The sequence below is a fragment of the Salinibacillus aidingensis genome (assembly GCF_039522525.1).
Lineage (GTDB): Bacteria > Bacillota > Bacilli > Bacillales > Alkalibacillaceae > Salinibacillus > Salinibacillus aidingensis.
Window position 1 is genome coordinate 188,396 of the sequence record NZ_BAAADO010000004.1, and the last position, 16,334, is coordinate 204,729.

Below are 16,334 nucleotides of genomic sequence, written 5' to 3' on the forward strand. Positions count from 1 at the left end.
CTTTTTGAACATCAATATGGAACAAATTTAACAAAAAAAGGCTATTGAATGTTAAGGATTCAATAGCCTTTCCCTTTATACACAGGAAGCCCTAAGAGGCCACGTATGGTCCAATTATGCATTTTCTTCCACTTTAAATTGATCAATGGACTCTTTTACCTTTTTAAGGATCTGATTTGATTTTTGAACAATATTTTCAGGAAATTCTTCACCATCCCCATATTCAATCCCATGAGGATAATAATGCTTTCCTAAAAGAGGCGTTAACAATTTAATAATGGCATTCCCTTTGTCAACGTCACCTTCAATGGCATACCCCTGAATTCGAAGGTAATAGGTAACATTCTTCACATTGGTTTCCATTTTGTAATCATATGTAACACGCTCATAATCCCAGCCGGATGCACGAATAAGACCGGCTTTCTCCATAAGATGATCCAAAGGCTTAAGATTTACAACAGAATCTTCAATACCATGTCCTTCTAATTTCATATATTTCACCTCTATTTTAACTTTTCAATCTAAATCCATCATAGTAAAAAAATGCTGATTAATCAATTCTTAAACTGGAAATCCCCATTTTTTCAGAAATATATGTATCAAAATGGACACAATAAAGAAAGGAGAACACTTTGTCTGTTGTCCAATAAAGACTATTTAAGGAGGATGATGTATGAAATCCATACAGGACATTATGACTCGGGACGTATCCAGCTGCAGTCCGGATGATACCCTCTATGATGCAGCGGTTAAAATGAAAGATCTGGATGTAGGAGTGATTCCGGTCACCGACAATCAGAATCACCTTATGGGGCTTGTAACGGACCGGGATTTAGTGCTTCGAGGCTACGCTGCTAAAAAGTCTGAATCAACGAAAATACAGGAAGTAATCAGTGATGACTTATATTCCGTTTCACCTGCGACTGATGTACAGGAGGCAAGCCAGCTTATGGCTGAAAAACAAGTGAGACGCCTGCCAGTTGTCGATAATGGTGAGCTGGTTGGGATCGTATCCTTAGGTGACCTTTCCCTGGAAAAGAAATCTGACCATGCTGCCGGGGTAGCCCTTAACGAAATTTCCGAAAAACGTGATGAGCTTCATTAATTTATCAAAAACCGCCGATTCGGCGGTTTTTTTATTTTCATCCCACACTGGAAGATGGAATCATGTATAATTTTAAATAAATTCGCGTATAACGGAAGTGGAGGGAAGTGTCGATGAGGAAAATGACCGGAATTTTGTTACTGGCGATTGTGCTTTTTTTTATAATTGAACAGCGTCCTGAAATCATAAATAAAACCAGGGATTTACTTTTTTCGTTTAAGGAAGAGATTTCTCAAATAGATCCTGATATAGCGGATTTACAGACCGAAAAGGCACAACCTGAAGATTCATCTCCTAAACAACAGTTTGAAGGAGAGCTCTTCAGCCTGTTCACAGCTAATCGGGAATCAATTATTGAAACTCTGGGTCAGCCGACTCGTAAGGATCCTACACCATTCGGGTATCAGTGGTGGGTTTATGAAAATGTAGCCGGTCAGTATATACAGGTAGGAATGAAGGAAGGGAAAGCTGTAACCATTTATGCCACGGGTGACAGTTTATCAATCGATCCTATTTCCATCGGCGATTCCTATGACAAGGTTCAGGAGCACTTTCCGGCACAAACCAAGGTTGACATGGAATTATCCAGAGGGAGTTATCAATTTCAATTAAAGGAAGAAGAAAAACGACGCAATCCATTGATAAAATTGTCTGATCAGCGTTTTATGCAATTATATTTTGATACGTTTACAAAGCAACTTTCCTCTGTAAGGTTACTGGATGCGGAGACATTATTGCATCTGAAGCCCTATGCAGTGAAGTACAGAGGTGATTTGCCGGAGATTAACCTTTCAGATAAGGAGTGGCAAAACATACAGGAAGGAAGGGAAAAACAAATATTTGCTCTCAGCAATGAAATCCGTAAACGGTTTTCACTAACGACATTTAGCTGGTATGAGCCTGTATCAGAGGTTGCGTTTTCCCATAGTGAGGATATGGCCAAAAAGAATTACTTTTCCCATTACGCACCTGATGGAGATGGGCTTCAGGAACGACTGGCAGAACGGCAAATTAAATACTTATCAGCCGGTGAAAATATTGCGGCTCAGTACCCGGATGCAGCAGCGGCTGTAGAAGGATGGTTAAATAGCAAAGGGCACAGGGAAGCCTTGCTAAACGGAGATTTCACCCATTTAGGAACAGGCGTTTACAGAGATTATTATACCCAGAATTTTCTGCAAAAAATACAATAATCGCCCATGCACACCTGCACAATTGCTGGATGTTTTACATAAAATACTAGTAGTTATTTGTGCACAGGTGGTGAAAAGCAAATGTCCAGTTTGCATCCCAAGGTGGAACAATTTAAGTCATTCGTTGAAAAACATCCGAAATTAATTGAGCACGTACGAAATCGGAAAGAAAGCTGGCAGCCTTACTATGAAAAATGGCTGCTTTACGGGGAAGAGGACGAGTATTGGGACGACTTTAAAGAAGATGGGCAAAGGTCTGCAACTAAAGAAAAACGCGCCAATAATCAGGAGCTGTTTCAAAAGCTCTCAAACATGATGAATAATATGGATATGAATAAGCTGCAGGATCAGATGAACCAATTGAATGGAGTGATTTCCAATGTTCAAAGCCTGATTCAGCAATTTCAGCAGCAAAATTCCGGCTCAGACTGGTCTCAGGGTGCCCAGCAACACCGGCCTGATCCATTTAAGTTTGGCAAAGATTAAGGAGGGGAAAGGATGCAGCCAAGTGTTTATCATTTTTTAAAAAGACGCCCTGATCTTCTTCATTTTGTCCGGATGAATCCATCCTGGTACCGTATTCTTACACGTAATCCAGAGCGCATAAATGTTCTTGAAGAGACCTCTAAAACTTTTTATGGTCAGACGTTCTCTCAGAAGGCCGGGAAATTAAGCGAACAGCTAAATTTATTGTCTATGCTGCTTTCTATGTCCGAATATATGAACACGGACGGTTAGATAGGGAAATCCAATTACACGAGGGTCGTTAAAATATTGAAAATAATAGGAAAAGATTTTCATCTCCGGTTATCTTTGATATGATGAAAGTGGAGGTGGAATCATGATAGCCACAATGGAAGTTGTTGACATATTAGATAAAGCCGAAAATATTGGTCAAATGGTCCTTCAGTCCGAAACCATGCACCGCTATGAAGAAGCTAAACATAAATTAGAGCAGGATGATGAGGCCCAGAAGCTTATCGCCGATTTTCAAAATATGAAAGAAAAATATGAAGAGGTTCAGCGTTTTGGACGCTATCATCCGGATTATAGTAAAATCACCAAGGAAGTACGTTCAGTAAAACGTGAAATGGATATGCACGAAACGGTTGCTTTATATAAAAGAGCAGAAACAGAACTACAGGCCCTGCTGGACGATATCAGCGGAATTTTGGCTGAAGAAGTGAGTTCAACCATTAAAGTTCCTCGTGATGGTGCAGTTTTCAAAGACAAAGGTGGTTGTGGCTGTGGAAGTGGTGGTTCCTGCGGCTGCGCATCCTGATTTTTATCCGGATAAAACTTTGAAGAACGATGAGGACGATGATATGTTTACAAAAAGGCAAGGAATTTTTGTTTGGGTAAAAAACATAAAAAATGGACGTAAGCTTCGAAGGTTTGGTCATATCATAACCATGTCGAAAAAGCAAAGATATGTGCTGCTTTATGTGAATCAGGAGGATACAGAGGATAAATTACAACAATTACAAAAGCTTCCTTTTGTTATAAAGGCTGAACCATCTTATAAACCATTTATCCGAACAGAATTTGAAAACGAAAAGGCAAAAGAAATAAAAGAAGAAGAATCTAAATACGGTTTTTAGCCTGAAAAGGTTCCCCGGGGATACGTCCTCAGGGAACCTTTTTTAAAGAAATAATTTTAAAAACTTCTCTGTAATCGAGGTAAATAATGGTTGGTTCGCAATATGCCGATTAAATGCTGAAAAAATATTTCCTGATCACTAAATTTACCGGAAGGAGACACGGTAAGTTCAATCACATCATGCTGGAGTTCATCGGCCAGTTCTCTCCATAAATCATAACGTTTACTTGGAATCGGAACTCCTTCCAGACAAATATAGATGGGCTGAAAGTTTCCGGGATTGGTCGGTTTCATCACTAAAGCTAATGAAGCTTCAGGATTATTTTCATCGAACGGATGTAACACCAGCATATGCCGTACTCGCTCCGGCATGGCTCTGCCTATGTACATCAATTCATATATATCAGAATATCCGTTTCCTAAAGGGATAAATCGCTGCATCATTTTATGTCACCTCATTCCCTATTAATATGTCCAATACCTAATTTAGCATGAATGATGACAAAAATGAACATTTATCAAACTTGAAATTTTGCTTATGCCGTCGGGCCTAACCCGGTCGCCTCCGCTTTTCTAAAAAAAATGCCTGCAGATACATATCTGCAGGCTCTCTTTGTTTCGCAACAAAGAGACAAAAAAGGGAGAGGAGAAACCGGAGGAAGAACTTATGGGGAAACGTAAGCCTTCTCCGTTTTAGAACGAATTTTATTTCGTTCTCATCTATCATTGTGACCATTGATGAAAGAACTTATTCATTTTGGGAGCAAAAATTTTTTTTCATCTTTTAGCTTTTAGAAAAGGTGCCATTAAAATCCAAATGTGGTAGCATAAAACTATTGTAAAGGTTTTTTATGAATATGAATGGGGTGACGTGAACATGCGAGTGATTTCCGGTACATATAAAGGCCATCCTTTAAAAACCATCTCAGGCAAAAATACCCGGCCTACAACCGATAAAGTGAAAGAAGCGATTTTTCAAAGGATTGGGCCTTATTTTGATGGTGGAACAGGGCTGGATTTATTCGCTGGCAGTGGTGGACTGGGAATTGAAGCCATCAGCCGTGGCGCGGATAAAGTCCTCTTTGTGGATAAACATCCAAAAGCAATTCAGACGATTTATCAAAATATTAATAGCTTAAAAATATCAGATCAGGCAGAAGTATACAGAAATGATGCTTTTCGAGCGCTAAAAGCAGCTTCAAAGCGAAATCTTGTCTTTGACTGGATATTTCTGGACCCTCCGTACAACCGTGTTTCCTTTGAAAGCCTGTTTGAAGCAATTTTTGAATTGGAATTGGTTCAAACAGGAAGCATGCTAGTATGTGAGCATTCTACTGATGATCGATTACCAGAAGGTTTTGAGCGATTGAAAAGACAGAAGACCGATGAGTATGGCAGTACAATTTCTGTCACTTTATTTAAGGTCATAGAAGGAGGAATGGACAAATGACAAAAACAGCCGTTTTCCCGGGAAGCTTTGATCCGGTAACCAATGGACATGTGGATATTATTGAACGCTGCGCAAAGATTTTTGATCACGTTGTTGTGGCTGTTCTTCACAATCAGGCTAAATCCCCATTATTTTCTCTGGAAGAAAAAATAGAGCTGCTGAATTCAGTAACTGCAGAGTGGTCCAACGTTTCTGTAGATGCTTCAAAAGGTTTATTGGTCGATTATGCAAAAGAAAGGAATGCTGAGGTTATTATTCGGGGATTACGTTCAGTCAGTGATTTTGAATATGAAGTTCCTCAGGCATTAATGAATCGAAAACTGAACGGTGAAATTGAAACGTTTTTTATGATGACAAAGGATGAGTATTCTGCCGTAAGCTCCAGTTTAGTAAAGGAAATTGCCAAATTTAATGGAGATATTTCAACCTTCGTTCCAGCAATCGTCAGTGAAAAAGTATACAAAAAAATGAATGGATAATAGGCTCAGGTGTAGAGCCAATTATCCATTTCTGCTTCTGTTAAACATGATCAGCACACCAATGAGCAGGAAGGTAAGGGTAAACACAGGTCCATAATGCTGAAAATAGTGCAAAGTCTCACTCCAGAACGATGGGGCATTTACATAATCCGTAACAGGAACATCCCCACTGGTGGTCTGCTTTACATCAGCATACAAAGGTTTAAATAATATAAGTGCTAATAGACTGGCAAAGATTCCATGTAAGATTCGGCCGAGAAAATATGGGAAAAAGCGAATATCGGTTTCTGCTAAGATACTTGCAACCTGGGCCTGTACGGAAAGCCCGTTAAAGCCTAATACAAAACAGACAATGATAATTTGCTGCAATAAAGTAGATGTCGTCTCAGAAGTCATTTGAGCTCCGAGGGTAATTTCAAACAGGCCTGCAATAAAGGGTAAGGATAAAACATCAGGTAAGCCGAAGATCGAAAAAATCGATTGAAATAGCTGACCAATTAAAGGTGTAATATCCATTAAGAGTAATAAACGATTGATAACAGAAAAAACAATGATAAATCCACCGATCATCATTAATGTCTGTATGGAATTGGTAACAGAATCACCTAAAATTTTTCCGAAAGGCCTTTGATCTTTCATTCTGGTTTCATGCAATTCCTGAAAGGCACGTTTAATAGAAAAGGTTCGTTTTATTTGATGGCTGTATTCCTTTTTTCCATAAAATCGCATACAGATACCGACGAAAAAATTTCCCAGATAGTGACACACAGCTAATAAAATTCCCAGTTGTTCATCATGGAAAAATCCTATGGAGATAGCAGCAATGATAAACAACGGATTGGATGCATTGGTAAAAGATACGAGTCGTTCTGCTTCTATTTTGGATATTTGCTTTTCCTGTCTGAGTCTGGCTGTCAACTTAGCACCGGATGGATAGCCACTGGCCATTCCCATTGCCCAGACAAAACTTCCCGCACCTGGTACGTTGAATAATGGCCTCATAAAAGGCTCACATAAAACGCCAAAAAAACGAACGACACCAAAGGCGATCAGAACTTCTGCTGTAATAAAAAAAGGGAGGAGTGAAGGAAAAACGATTTCCCACCATAAACTTATTCCGCGTTGGGATGCATCAAGTGCTTCCTTGGGATTTTGAATAATGGCAATCCCGATAAATAGTGCTCCCGATGCAAAGAGTATAGATTTTACTTTTCCATTCATGAAGTTCGTCCTCCTGCAGTATTTAATATGATATTCTGTACGAATCATCTCCAGGGTAGTAAAATGTTATTGAAGTAAGGTTAGCCATCATCGTACAAGCACTTCTATACAATATACGCTCATGAATAAGCTTGTTATGCATATTATGTTTAAAAAGAGCAAAGGGTGGTCAGCTTGGAAAGACCCAAAATCGGCCTGGTGCTTGGATCAGGGGGAGCCAGAGGATTATCACATTTGGGCGTTATAAAAATACTGGAGGATTATCATATTCCCATTGATTACATTGCCGGGAGCAGTATGGGAGCGTTAGTAGGTGCTTTATTTGGAGCAGGCCAGTCCATTGAACATCTATATCAAGCGGCCAAGTATTCCAGAAGAAATTACTTTCTGGATGTTACTGTACCGAAAATGGGGTTTTTTCAAGGTCACCGCATTGAAGAATATGTCCGATTATTTACCCATGGCAGGAAGCTTGAGGATTTTCCCATCCCTGTCAGTATCGTAGCCACAGACTTACATTCGGGAAAAAGAGTGGTGTTTACAGAGGGGGATGCAGCTGAAGCGGTCCGGGCCAGTGTTTCCATTCCCGGTATCTTTGTCCCTGTAAGGAAGGACGGCCGTTTACTTGTCGATGGCGGTGTCGTTGATCGTGTCCCCATTACTGCTGTACAGGAAATGGGAGCAGACATCACCATTGCTGTCGACTGTGCTCATTATCAATCGGTTGCAGAAGTGAATTCCATATATGATGTCATTATGCAAAGCATTGATATTATGCAGGATGAAGTGGTAAAAGCCAGATCAGCAAATGCAGATGTTTTGCTGCGACCAGACGTATCACGTTTTAGTTCACGCGCATTCACCAATATTTCAGAAATCATTCAGGAAGGTGAAAAAGAAACGTTGAAGCATATCGACGTGATCCAAAAAAAGATGAACAACTGGAAGGAGACCCCATAAATATGAAAAATCGATCAACCCAATTAGCTGTTATGGCTATTGTACTCATTATCGTAATCTTTCTGACAACCTATCAGTTACCTTATTATGTGTATCAGCCGGGCAATGCTTCAGAACTGGATCCTATGGTAACTGTGGAAGATGGTTATAAAAGCGGGGGAGACATGCATCTTGTAACAGTCAGGGGCGGACAAGCAACACCTGTCTATTATTTATGGTCAATGCTGCAGCCCTATCATGATATTCACCCGCTGGATGAAATCAGACCAGAAGGCATCAGTCAGGAAGAATACAATCATATTCAAATGGAGTATATGGATTCAAGTCAAAATCAGGCCATTGCTCTTGCTTTTAAAAAGGCCGGCTTAGAGGTTTCCTATGAAAATGACGGGGTTTATGTATCTTATGTGGAAGATGACATGCCTGCAGGTGAGGTATTCAAAGCGGGAGATAAAATTATCTCTATTGATGGTAAAAAGGTTGAACACTCCGAGGAATCGGTTGAGTATGTGACAAATAAGGAAGAGGGAGAAATGGTAGATATTGTTCTCCGGCGCAATGGAGAAAACATTGAAGAGCAGGTAGAGCTTGCCCCATTTCCGGATCAGCCGGACAAGGTTGGGATGGGCGTTGGCCTGGTTACGAAAAGAAGTATTATCACTGACCCTGAAGTGAAAATTAACAGCCGGAAAATCGGGGGGCCAAGTGCGGGCTTAATGTTCACTCTTGAAATTTTCGATCAATTAACAGAAAAAGATTACACAAAGGGAAAACAGGTATGTGGTACAGGGACCATTAATCGTGATGGTAAAGTTGGCAGTATAGGAGGTATTGATCAGAAGGTCGTAGCCTCTGAAAACGATGGGTGTGACATCTTTTTTGCACCGAATGAAGGCGGAAAGAAAAATTCTAATTATGAAGTAGCCTCCCAAACGGCAAAAGAGATTGAGAGCAGTATGAAGGTTGTCCCCGTAGATACGTTTCAGGATGCCGTCGATTATCTGGAAAAGATAGAATGAATTTATAAATTAAAAAGGGATTGACATGCGAAGTCAATCCCTTTTTGGTGGTTCTATATAATTATAGGCGGGCCGACTTCCCGCTTTCGCATTTCCATTTGTTTGGAACGTTGAACGGGCAGGTAATAGGTGTCTGCCGCTTTCTCCTCGATTTCCAGAAAAGGGTGAGCCCCCTGCTGAAGCTGCGAAAGAAGAGGGGTGTCCATATCCTTTTTCTGTGAATGTAAATAGGTTCTCCCTTTTTCCGTCATTCCCAATACCCGTGTGTATGGAGCTACATGCAGTGATTGAATGATGTTGATCTCTTCGCTGGTTGTATTGGTTAACAGGTGAACGAACATTCTTTGCAATCTTGTCCACGTATATCTTTTCGTCTTAATGAGCTCCATCCAGTGCTGAAAGGATTTGGCCTGTTTAACGGTTTTCTTTAAACGATATTCCAGCCCCTCCTCCATACCATGTATTGCTTGAAGGTTTGAAATGCTGGTTGTTATGACTTTATATTGTACGTAGGGAAAGTAGGGTTCCCAGTGGTGAAACATACCGGATTTCTTTTTGTAGTCTGTAAGTACATGGTAAGTTGCGGGCGGGATGGAGTCTTTGACCGGCTCCTGAATTTCCATGGTTTTTAAGATTTCGTTTCGAATGCTTGTGGCACTCGCAATGTCCTGTTTGATTTCCTGATCATGATAACCGCTTTTTGTTCTGCGAATCGTTTCAGGTTTCATGGTCTTTTTCTCATCAAAGATTGCTTTTACATAGCTGAAACCTAAGATATTATTTGGCTGTGTCAGGTCCAAATGATCCGTTTTTAATCCAATGTATTCATAAGCCTTTCTGCCGGCTTCAGGAAAGGAATAGCCTTTTCTTAAAAACTCCTGCAGAATAGTCTTATAATCTTCCTCCTTTTGTTTATACTGTTGATAGGATTGAATAAATGGGTCAATATCTCCCAGTTCACTTCCAAAAACCACAGTGTGAGCATTTAAACTGTCCAGAGTTAAAATCGCTCCTTTTGCGAATAAATCCGCATGCTGTACAGCGAATACATAGGGTAGTTCGAGTACCAGATCCATCCCTGTTTTTAGAGCTGCTTCCGCACGATGCCATTTATCGATGATTGCTGGTTCACCGCGCTGAAGAAAGTTGCCGCTCATCACACCAATAACAACATCCGAGTTCGTCTTTTTCTTTGCTTCTTCCAGATGATAGACATGGCCATTATGAAATGGATTATATTCGACAATTAAACCACAAGCCTTCATGATTCATATACTCCCTTACACGTTACTCTAGTTCTATTGAGAAGGAACTGACGGGAAAAGTCAAGTATAATCAGGGAGAAAACCATGTGAGGAAAAAGCTATCGGAATAAGATAGACCTGTTAAGAAAAAATATTGACAAAATGCGCTTTTCCTTTTAAAATAACTCTTGTTGCCATGAGGTGATGATTCATGAAAATTTCGATTCAAAAAATCAAAGCAAAGTCACCTCTTCCATTAGAAGAAGATGTTGACGTATCTGAATTGGAAGAGCTGAACAATGACATTCGTAAAATCCCACCCGTTCATGTGAAAGGTGAAGCAACAACACAAGGAAATCAGATCACTTTTGATTTAACCATATCAGGGACAATGATTCTGCCTTGTGCCCGGACGCTTGCGGATGTGGAGTATCCTTTTACGATTAAGGCAGTCGAGATGTTTTCCACTTCTCCTTATCATAAAGAGGGAGAAGATGAAATACATGAAGTTCATGGGGAAGTGCTTGACTTAACGCCTTATATTAAGGAAAATATTTTATTAGAAGTCCCTTTGCAAGTTTTTGCGGATGATGTGGAAGAGAAAACTGTAGATGAAGGTCAAGGCTGGAATCTGGTTGATGAGAATTCCAAACAAGAGCCAAAAATAGATCCAAGACTTGCAAAGTTAAATCAGTTTTTTGATGATTCATCAAACCAGAAAGACTGATCGTTGTTTTGTTTATATTAAGGAGGTGTAACACATGGCAGTACCAAAGCGAAGAACTTCTAAAAAGAAAAAGAACATGCGTCGTACACATAAAAAGCTACATGTACCAGGCATGGTAGAATGCCCAAACTGTGGTGAATATAAAAAATCTCACCATGTTTGTGCTTCATGTGGACATTACGATGGTAAAGAGGTAGTTGAGAAGTAAAGAACAGCAAAGAGGATGTCTCATAACGAGGCATCCTCTTTTTTTTAAATAGGGGGGATATTTTTGTTTGATACGATTCGCTATGAATATGATTCACAGAACCATTTCGCTAAGATTACGCTAAATCGTCCTGAAAAACGGAATGCAGTCTCTCTGAAAATGGGACAGGAATTAAATGAGATTTTAGATAATCTATCGCAAAATAAAGAGTTGAAATTTTTAGTTATCACCGGTTCAGGTAATCAGTCCTTTTGTTCCGGTGGAGATTTGTATGATTTCCATGGGGCTATGGATGAGGCTAAGGCTTATGAACAATTACGCAGTCTGAAAACCGTTCTCTATAAGCTTGCTTCCTTTCCTTTGCCGACCATCTGTATATTAAATGGAGATGCAAGAGGAGGCGGCTGCGAGCTTGCTACGGCATGTGATTTTCGCTTCGCTGAGAAGAACACCAGGCACGGGTTTATTCAGGGAAAGCTCGGAATAACACCTGGATGGGGTGGAGGAGTTCTTTTGTATAAAAGAATGCAGCCTTCGTTGGCTTATCAATGGCTGCTTGAGTCAGATATGAGAGATGCCGGGCAATTACAGCAGATGGGATGGATACAGAAGCTTTTTTCAGAAGGTCAGGATATAAATGAGCTTGTTAAACCTTTTATAGAGAAACAAAGGGGACAACTCAATTCCTTTAAACAGCAATACATAAATCAGTATTCTTTCGATCAGCTGGCTGATGACATGGATATGGAAGTGAAGAACTGCGCACGTTTATGGGTTTCGGATGAACACAAACAAGCCGTAGAAGCGTTTTTCAGCAGGGACCGAAAAAAATAGTCTACCATACCTGTTTCTTGCATAGATTGATAGTAAAAGAAATAGGAGGGATAGAATGGTCCATAATAGACAGGATGCCTGGACAGAGGATGAAGATAGACAGTTGGCAGAAACAGTTCTCCAATTTATACGCGATGGCAGAACTCAACTTGAAGCTTTTGAAGAGGTAGCCAGACAATTATCCAGAACTTCAGCAGCCTGCGGGTTTCGCTGGAATGCCACAGTCAGGAAGCAATATGATCAGGAAATTCTTTTAGCAAAAAAAGAGCGAAGAAAAAAAGCCTCCCCGAAAGCTTCAGAAGAGAACAACTCCTCGCAGGAACAGCCATTTGAATTTGATGAAGCCATTGATTTGCTGAAAAAAATAAAGCAGACTTATGAAATCAGTACGAGCTCATCAGATATCGTTGATGAGCGGATGCAGGAGATCGCCCGGGAAAATGAAATACTGCGTAAAAAAATTGAGAAATATGAAGAGGCACTTAGACAGATTATGACCATATGGGAAACGGTTTCGTCTGAGAGTGATGAAAGGCAAGGCTGAATGATATAAGCCTTGCCTTTCGTTCATTTCATCAGTATCCGGACAGGATTACTGAGTCCGATTTTGTTCTTCTACACCATCTGGCAGCCAAATTAATGGGTTTTCACCTAAGTCACGCTCCATATCGTAGTGAACCTTTTGAAAGCCCATTTTCTCCCAGAAGCTATGTGAATTAATGCGAGGATTTGTTTTAATTGGGAGTTTGAAGCTTTTGGCAAAATCAACAAGTTCCCGGCCTAACCCCTTTCCACGATAATCGTAGAGTACTTCTAATTTCCAGAGTTCGAGATAATCCTGTGGTGGTTCAAAATATTCATCATACTTTTTATCAATTCGATACAAACTCATTCTTGCTACGAGTGAGTTTCCGTAATAGATCCCGTAAAAAGGGGATTCACTATTATTTTCCACCATATTGTTTTCCAAATCTTCCAGCATAGATAATTCCTGAATCCCGTATTCTTTAAAGCGTTTAAATTCTTCCAGTGTTTTATAATTAATTAATAATCGTTCTACTTTAACCGTTTTCATTTTTCTAATCCCCCTAACCCCTAATGGTTTATACCTTTATTATAATATAAAATGGACCGAAACAAAATGTTTAATAATATAAATGTTCAAAAAACTGAAAAACTTTAAACACCAGGAAAAAAGTCTGGTAAAATGTACAGGAGAAAAGGAGGGGGACAGATATGGATATCGGGATTATCGGTGCAGGTTCAATAGGACTATTGCTGGCCGCTTATCTGGCCAAAGACCATCAGGTTACCTGCTATGTGCGCAGGGACGAGCAGAAAGATCAGATCCTCAGAAAAGGTATAGTATTACATGATTCCCAGCACACCCCCCACAAGTCCTTTCGGGTAAATGCCGAAAAGCTGGAAGTCCTGGACAGGCATGACTTCTATATGGTCTGTGTCAAATACCCGCAGCTGGCGGATGTTTTGCAGATGTTGGAAGAAAAAGCAGATACTCAGAAACCTGTGCTTTTTATCCAAAATGGTATGGCACATGTTGATGTGATCTCCTGTATGCAGCGGACTGTTTTTGTTGCTGTTTTAGATCACGGAGCTAAGCGTATTAATGACCATACTGTTATACATACAGGAAAAGGAAGCGTTCAGGCAGGGGTCATTGAAAAACGGGAGGAAACACTCCTTCAGGATATGTTAAAGGCCTTACATACCCACGAATTTCCCTGGCTTTATCATGACGACCCTGTAAACCTGTTAAAACAAAAGCTGGTGGTTAATGCCGCCATAAATCCACTGACAGCCCTATTTGATGTTCAAAATGGGGAGATTCTTACCAATCCCTATTTAAACCACCTGGCGAAAGGCTTATGTGAAGAGACCTGTCAGGTGCTGGAGCTGGAGTTTGGTCAAAATTGGGAGTATGTACAAAGTGTGGCTGACCGAACAAAGCTGAATTCCTCTTCCATGAGAGAGGATATTCGGCGTGGAAAGCCCTCTGAAATTGATACCATAAGTGGTTATATTCTGAGTAAGGGCTCTCAAAATTCGTATACCTCTTTTGTCTATAACGGAATTAAGGCAAAGGAACGGTCAGGGAGGGAGTCCTTTGATTGATATGATCGCCATTATCGTCGCGACAATCACCACTGTGCCATTTCTGGTTTTTATCTTCAGCTATTATCTAATCAAAAGAACGACGAACAATGATAGAAAGGCAGTAAGAACCAGTGCAGATATGACAACCTTTATTTTGATTCTATCTGTTACCTTCAGTTTCCAGATGGGAATCAATATGAATATATTCTGGTGGATCATTGTCTTTATGATTTTTCTTCTTGCATTATTTGTTTTTTTACAGTGGAAATATCAACAGGAGATTATTTTAAGAACCGTTTTCAAGCGATTCTGGAGAGTATCCTTTTTTATTTTCAGTTTTTTATACCTTTTTGGCGTTGTTTATGGAATTATTTATCGGATCATTATCTGACTAAACAGAAGAGATGCAACAGGAAGCCGTTTTCGTTACAATAACAAAAGATGCATTAATCTGGCAGTCAAAAGGAGAAGGATGTATGAGAGTCAAGCCGATTTCACTTGAGAATCAATCGAAACTCGTAACGGATTACAGGAATCGTAAACAGAATATTTTGCAGTATTTCCATTATGATCCATTTGATAAAAAAGTGTTTGCGCAGCGGTTAAAGGATATTGCTGCGATGAAATATAAGCGTGAAGAACTTAGTGACGTGCTGAAGAAGTGCAATCAGAAATGGGGAGCAGGAGAAAGGACCCTTTCCAATATTGAACGCCTGAAGGATGAAAAAAGTGTTACGGTAGTGGGCGGACAACAGGCAGGCTTACTGACCGGGCCATTATATTCCATACATAAAATGATCAGCATTATTAAACTTGCACGTGAACAGGAAGAAGCCCTGGGTGTACCAGTTATACCGCTGTTTTGGATTGCAGGTGAGGATCATGATTACGAAGAGATTAATCATGTATATCTTCCCCGCGATGATCGAATGAAAAAATTCAGAACCCTGCAACAACAGGAAGGGAAAAAATCGGTATCTCACATGAAGCTTGATCAGGAAGTCACCGGGCAATGGCTGGATAATTTGTTTGTAAACCTTAAGGAAACCCAATACACGAAGGAACTGCACAAAAAATTAAAAGAGCTGATCAAACATAGTGAAACGTTCGTCGATTTTTTTGCACAGGTCACCTTTGCTTTGTTCCGGGATGAAGGACTTGTTCTCCTTGATTCTGGCGATCAGGAAATTCGTGCGTTAGAAGGTGAATATTTTCAGTCGATGATGACGCATCAGCCTGAAATAGCCTCAGGAGTTGCAGAAGCACTCCACCAGACCAGCCAATCAGGGTATACCATTCCGGTAGATGCTGACAATACCGATGGCCATTTATTCTATCATCACAATGGGGAAAGGGTATTGCTTACTGTAAATGAAGGCGGCTGGAGCGGGAAAAACGGTGAGTGTTCGCTTACGGAAGATGAAATAAGGGAAATCGCTGAAAATTCCCCGGAATTGTTGAGCAATAATGTTGTAACCAGACCGATGATGCAGGAGCTTCTGCTGCCTGTCCTGGCCTTTGTTGGAGGCGGGGGAGAGGTTGCCTACTGGTCCCTTTTAAAAGCAGGATTTGAGGCGTTGGAGCTTAAAGTTCCACCAGTCCTCCCACGGTTATCTTTTACCTTAATTGATCCGAAGCGTGAGAAAACATTACGGTCTCTTTCTTTATCTGTTGATCATGTCATTCCGAATGGCGTTGATGTGGAGCGGATTGCATGGCTTAAACGGCAAACCCATGCTCCTTTAGAAGAGGTTAGCGATCAGGTTAAATTAACGATTGAAAAAGTTCATGAACCATTACGTGACATCGCTAAGGAAGCTGGAGACGATGTGGCTCAGATGGCTGACAAAAATCTTACCCATATATTAAGAGAGGTCGAGTACCTGGAACAACGGATTGACTACTCGATAAGAATGAAACATCAGGAAACGGTGCAGAAATTTAATGATTTAGAGCTGTTCCTTTATCCTGAAGGTGGCCTGCAGGAGCGAACCTGGAATGTTCTGTATTGGATCAATACATATGGGGAGGATTGGATTCACGAACTTATGGACAAAGAAATGGATTGGGAACAGTCCCATTATGCCCTTTATTTATAAATAAACAGAAAATCCCCCACCTTCCACCACCTGGGATGAAAAATACGAATCGACCAATGATAAGAAAGATCTGCCTTTTA

At 40.4% G+C, this 16,334-nt stretch carries 22 protein-coding genes; 17 read left to right on the plus strand and 5 right to left on the minus strand.

The window, feature by feature from the left end:
- Positions 1-114 precede the first annotated feature (114 nt).
- Positions 115-492: a YugN family protein gene (locus ABD006_RS10965; RefSeq protein WP_343840855.1), complete on the minus strand. Its 378-nt coding sequence runs from the start codon at positions 490-492 to the stop codon at positions 115-117.
- Positions 493-673: 181 nt separating this feature from the next.
- On the opposite strand from ABD006_RS10965, the gene ABD006_RS10970 reads away from it, so the two are divergent.
- The 6 genes from ABD006_RS10970 to ABD006_RS10995 all read left to right on the plus strand — a co-directional run bounded on the left by ABD006_RS10970 (position 674) and on the right by ABD006_RS10995 (position 3,899).
- Positions 674-1,105 carry a CBS domain-containing protein gene (locus ABD006_RS10970; RefSeq protein ID WP_343840858.1) on the plus strand — a complete coding sequence of 144 codons (432 nt, stop codon included), beginning with the start codon at positions 674-676 and terminating at the stop codon, positions 1,103-1,105.
- Positions 1,106-1,218: 113 nt separating this feature from the next.
- Entirely contained in the window at positions 1,219-2,298 is a 1,080-nt protein-coding gene (locus tag ABD006_RS10975; RefSeq protein WP_343840861.1) for a CAP domain-containing protein, read from the plus strand.
- 102 nt (positions 2,299-2,400) lie between these two features.
- Positions 2,401-2,784 (plus strand): spore coat protein YlbD, encoded by a 384-nt coding sequence (gene ylbD / locus ABD006_RS10980; RefSeq protein WP_343840864.1) that lies wholly within the window; start codon positions 2,401-2,403, stop codon positions 2,782-2,784.
- 12 nt (positions 2,785-2,796) lie between these two features.
- Entirely contained in the window at positions 2,797-3,036 is a 240-nt protein-coding gene (locus ABD006_RS10985; RefSeq protein WP_343840867.1) for a YlbE-like family protein, read from the plus strand.
- Positions 3,037-3,139: 103 nt separating this feature from the next.
- Positions 3,140-3,580, plus strand: coding sequence for a YlbF/YmcA family competence regulator (locus ABD006_RS10990; RefSeq protein WP_343840870.1), 441 nt, complete (start codon positions 3,140-3,142; stop codon positions 3,578-3,580).
- Complete coding sequence (locus tag ABD006_RS10995) at positions 3,546-3,899, plus strand: YlbG family protein (protein WP_343840873.1); 354 nt, start codon at positions 3,546-3,548, stop codon at positions 3,897-3,899. The genes ABD006_RS10990 and ABD006_RS10995 overlap by 35 nt, the downstream gene beginning before the upstream one ends.
- 56 nt (positions 3,900-3,955) lie before the next feature.
- Here ABD006_RS10995 and ABD006_RS11000 read toward each other — a convergent pair whose 3' ends face one another.
- Positions 3,956-4,339, minus strand: coding sequence for a DUF7147 family protein (locus ABD006_RS11000; RefSeq protein WP_343840876.1), 384 nt, complete (start codon positions 4,337-4,339; stop codon positions 3,956-3,958).
- 436 nt (positions 4,340-4,775) lie between these two features.
- Between ABD006_RS11000 and rsmD the strand changes: the two genes are divergently transcribed.
- On the plus strand, positions 4,776-5,348 hold the full coding sequence (gene rsmD / locus ABD006_RS11005; RefSeq protein ID WP_343840878.1) for a 16S rRNA (guanine(966)-N(2))-methyltransferase RsmD: 573 nt from the start codon (positions 4,776-4,778) through the stop codon (positions 5,346-5,348).
- On the plus strand, positions 5,345-5,827 hold the full coding sequence (gene coaD, locus ABD006_RS11010) for a pantetheine-phosphate adenylyltransferase (RefSeq protein ID WP_343840880.1): 483 nt from the start codon (positions 5,345-5,347) through the stop codon (positions 5,825-5,827). Before rsmD ends, coaD begins: the two co-directional genes overlap by 4 nt.
- A gap of 21 nt (positions 5,828-5,848) precedes the next feature.
- On the opposite strand, the gene ylbJ is transcribed toward coaD, so the two are convergent.
- Positions 5,849-7,048, minus strand: coding sequence for a sporulation integral membrane protein YlbJ (gene ylbJ, locus ABD006_RS11015; protein ID WP_343840882.1), 1,200 nt, complete (start codon positions 7,046-7,048; stop codon positions 5,849-5,851).
- Positions 7,049-7,222: 174 nt separating this feature from the next.
- Between ylbJ and ABD006_RS11020 the strand changes: the two genes are divergently transcribed.
- Together ABD006_RS11020 and ABD006_RS11025 are read left to right on the plus strand one after the other, a co-directional pair.
- Positions 7,223-8,008 (plus strand): patatin-like phospholipase family protein, encoded by a 786-nt coding sequence (locus tag ABD006_RS11020; RefSeq protein WP_343840885.1) that lies wholly within the window; start codon positions 7,223-7,225, stop codon positions 8,006-8,008.
- Between the two features lie 2 nt (positions 8,009-8,010).
- On the plus strand, positions 8,011-9,027 hold the full coding sequence (locus tag ABD006_RS11025) for a SepM family pheromone-processing serine protease (protein ID WP_343840887.1): 1,017 nt from the start codon (positions 8,011-8,013) through the stop codon (positions 9,025-9,027).
- Between the two features lie 53 nt (positions 9,028-9,080).
- Here ABD006_RS11025 and ABD006_RS11030 read toward each other — a convergent pair whose 3' ends face one another.
- A complete protein-coding gene (locus tag ABD006_RS11030) occupies positions 9,081-10,292 on the minus strand; it encodes a nucleotidyltransferase (RefSeq protein WP_343840888.1) in 1,212 nt (403 codons plus the stop codon).
- A gap of 190 nt (positions 10,293-10,482) precedes the next feature.
- On the opposite strand from ABD006_RS11030, the gene ABD006_RS11035 reads away from it, so the two are divergent.
- The 4 genes from ABD006_RS11035 (at position 10,483) to ABD006_RS11050 (ending at position 12,584) form a co-directional block, all read left to right on the plus strand.
- Positions 10,483-10,998 carry a YceD family protein gene (locus ABD006_RS11035; RefSeq protein ID WP_343840889.1) on the plus strand — a complete coding sequence of 172 codons (516 nt, stop codon included), beginning with the start codon at positions 10,483-10,485 and terminating at the stop codon, positions 10,996-10,998.
- 34 nt (positions 10,999-11,032) lie between these two features.
- Entirely contained in the window at positions 11,033-11,206 is a 174-nt protein-coding gene (rpmF, locus tag ABD006_RS11040) for a 50S ribosomal protein L32 (protein WP_044157285.1), read from the plus strand.
- 63 nt (positions 11,207-11,269) lie between these two features.
- Positions 11,270-12,040 carry an enoyl-CoA hydratase/isomerase family protein gene (locus ABD006_RS11045; protein ID WP_343840890.1) on the plus strand — a complete coding sequence of 257 codons (771 nt, stop codon included), beginning with the start codon at positions 11,270-11,272 and terminating at the stop codon, positions 12,038-12,040.
- A 55-nt stretch (positions 12,041-12,095) separates the two neighbouring features.
- Positions 12,096-12,584 (plus strand): RsfA family transcriptional regulator, encoded by a 489-nt coding sequence (locus ABD006_RS11050; protein ID WP_343840892.1) that lies wholly within the window; start codon positions 12,096-12,098, stop codon positions 12,582-12,584.
- A gap of 48 nt (positions 12,585-12,632) precedes the next feature.
- On the opposite strand, the gene ABD006_RS11055 is transcribed toward ABD006_RS11050, so the two are convergent.
- Positions 12,633-13,115: an N-acetyltransferase gene (locus ABD006_RS11055; RefSeq protein WP_343840893.1), complete on the minus strand. Its 483-nt coding sequence runs from the start codon at positions 13,113-13,115 to the stop codon at positions 12,633-12,635.
- A 161-nt stretch (positions 13,116-13,276) separates the two neighbouring features.
- Between ABD006_RS11055 and ABD006_RS11060 the strand changes: the two genes are divergently transcribed.
- The 3 genes from ABD006_RS11060 to bshC all read left to right on the plus strand — a co-directional run bounded on the left by ABD006_RS11060 (position 13,277) and on the right by bshC (position 16,254).
- On the plus strand, positions 13,277-14,173 hold the full coding sequence (locus ABD006_RS11060) for a 2-dehydropantoate 2-reductase (RefSeq protein ID WP_343840895.1): 897 nt from the start codon (positions 13,277-13,279) through the stop codon (positions 14,171-14,173).
- Position 14,174: 1 nt separating this feature from the next.
- Positions 14,175-14,546, plus strand: a complete 372-nt coding sequence (locus ABD006_RS11065) for a DUF3397 domain-containing protein (protein WP_343841512.1) — start codon at positions 14,175-14,177, stop codon at positions 14,544-14,546.
- An 85-nt stretch (positions 14,547-14,631) separates the two neighbouring features.
- Positions 14,632-16,254 (plus strand): bacillithiol biosynthesis cysteine-adding enzyme BshC, encoded by a 1,623-nt coding sequence (gene bshC / locus ABD006_RS11070; RefSeq protein WP_343840898.1) that lies wholly within the window; start codon positions 14,632-14,634, stop codon positions 16,252-16,254.
- Positions 16,255-16,334: the final 80 nt, after the last annotated feature.

Excerpts from the sequence above, each read along its gene's own strand:
- ABD006_RS10965 (WP_343840855.1), bottom strand. The coding sequence starts at position 492 with ATGAAATTAGAAGGACATGGTATTGAAGATTCTGTTGTAAATCTTAAG.
- ABD006_RS10970 (WP_343840858.1), top strand. The coding sequence starts at position 674 with ATGAAATCCATACAGGACATTATGACTCGGGACGTATCCAGCTGCAGT.
- ABD006_RS10975 (WP_343840861.1), top strand. The coding sequence starts at position 1,219 with ATGAGGAAAATGACCGGAATTTTGTTACTGGCGATTGTGCTTTTTTTT.
- ABD006_RS10985 (WP_343840867.1), top strand. The coding sequence starts at position 2,797 with ATGCAGCCAAGTGTTTATCATTTTTTAAAAAGACGCCCTGATCTTCTT.
- ABD006_RS10990 (WP_343840870.1), top strand. The coding sequence starts at position 3,140 with ATGATAGCCACAATGGAAGTTGTTGACATATTAGATAAAGCCGAAAAT.
- ABD006_RS11000 (WP_343840876.1), bottom strand. The coding sequence starts at position 4,339 with ATGCAGCGATTTATCCCTTTAGGAAACGGATATTCTGATATATATGAA.
- rsmD (WP_343840878.1), top strand. The coding sequence starts at position 4,776 with ATGCGAGTGATTTCCGGTACATATAAAGGCCATCCTTTAAAAACCATC.
- coaD (WP_343840880.1), top strand. The coding sequence starts at position 5,345 with ATGACAAAAACAGCCGTTTTCCCGGGAAGCTTTGATCCGGTAACCAAT.
- ylbJ (WP_343840882.1), bottom strand. The coding sequence starts at position 7,048 with ATGAATGGAAAAGTAAAATCTATACTCTTTGCATCGGGAGCACTATTT.
- ABD006_RS11025 (WP_343840887.1), top strand. The coding sequence starts at position 8,011 with ATGAAAAATCGATCAACCCAATTAGCTGTTATGGCTATTGTACTCATT.
- ABD006_RS11030 (WP_343840888.1), bottom strand. The coding sequence starts at position 10,292 with ATGAAGGCTTGTGGTTTAATTGTCGAATATAATCCATTTCATAATGGC.
- ABD006_RS11035 (WP_343840889.1), top strand. The coding sequence starts at position 10,483 with ATGAAAATTTCGATTCAAAAAATCAAAGCAAAGTCACCTCTTCCATTA.
- rpmF (WP_044157285.1), top strand. The coding sequence starts at position 11,033 with ATGGCAGTACCAAAGCGAAGAACTTCTAAAAAGAAAAAGAACATGCGT.
- ABD006_RS11050 (WP_343840892.1), top strand. The coding sequence starts at position 12,096 with ATGGTCCATAATAGACAGGATGCCTGGACAGAGGATGAAGATAGACAG.
- ABD006_RS11055 (WP_343840893.1), bottom strand. The coding sequence starts at position 13,115 with ATGAAAACGGTTAAAGTAGAACGATTATTAATTAATTATAAAACACTG.
- ABD006_RS11060 (WP_343840895.1), top strand. The coding sequence starts at position 13,277 with ATGGATATCGGGATTATCGGTGCAGGTTCAATAGGACTATTGCTGGCC.
- ABD006_RS11065 (WP_343841512.1), top strand. The coding sequence starts at position 14,175 with ATGATCGCCATTATCGTCGCGACAATCACCACTGTGCCATTTCTGGTT.
- bshC (WP_343840898.1), top strand. The coding sequence starts at position 14,632 with ATGAGAGTCAAGCCGATTTCACTTGAGAATCAATCGAAACTCGTAACG.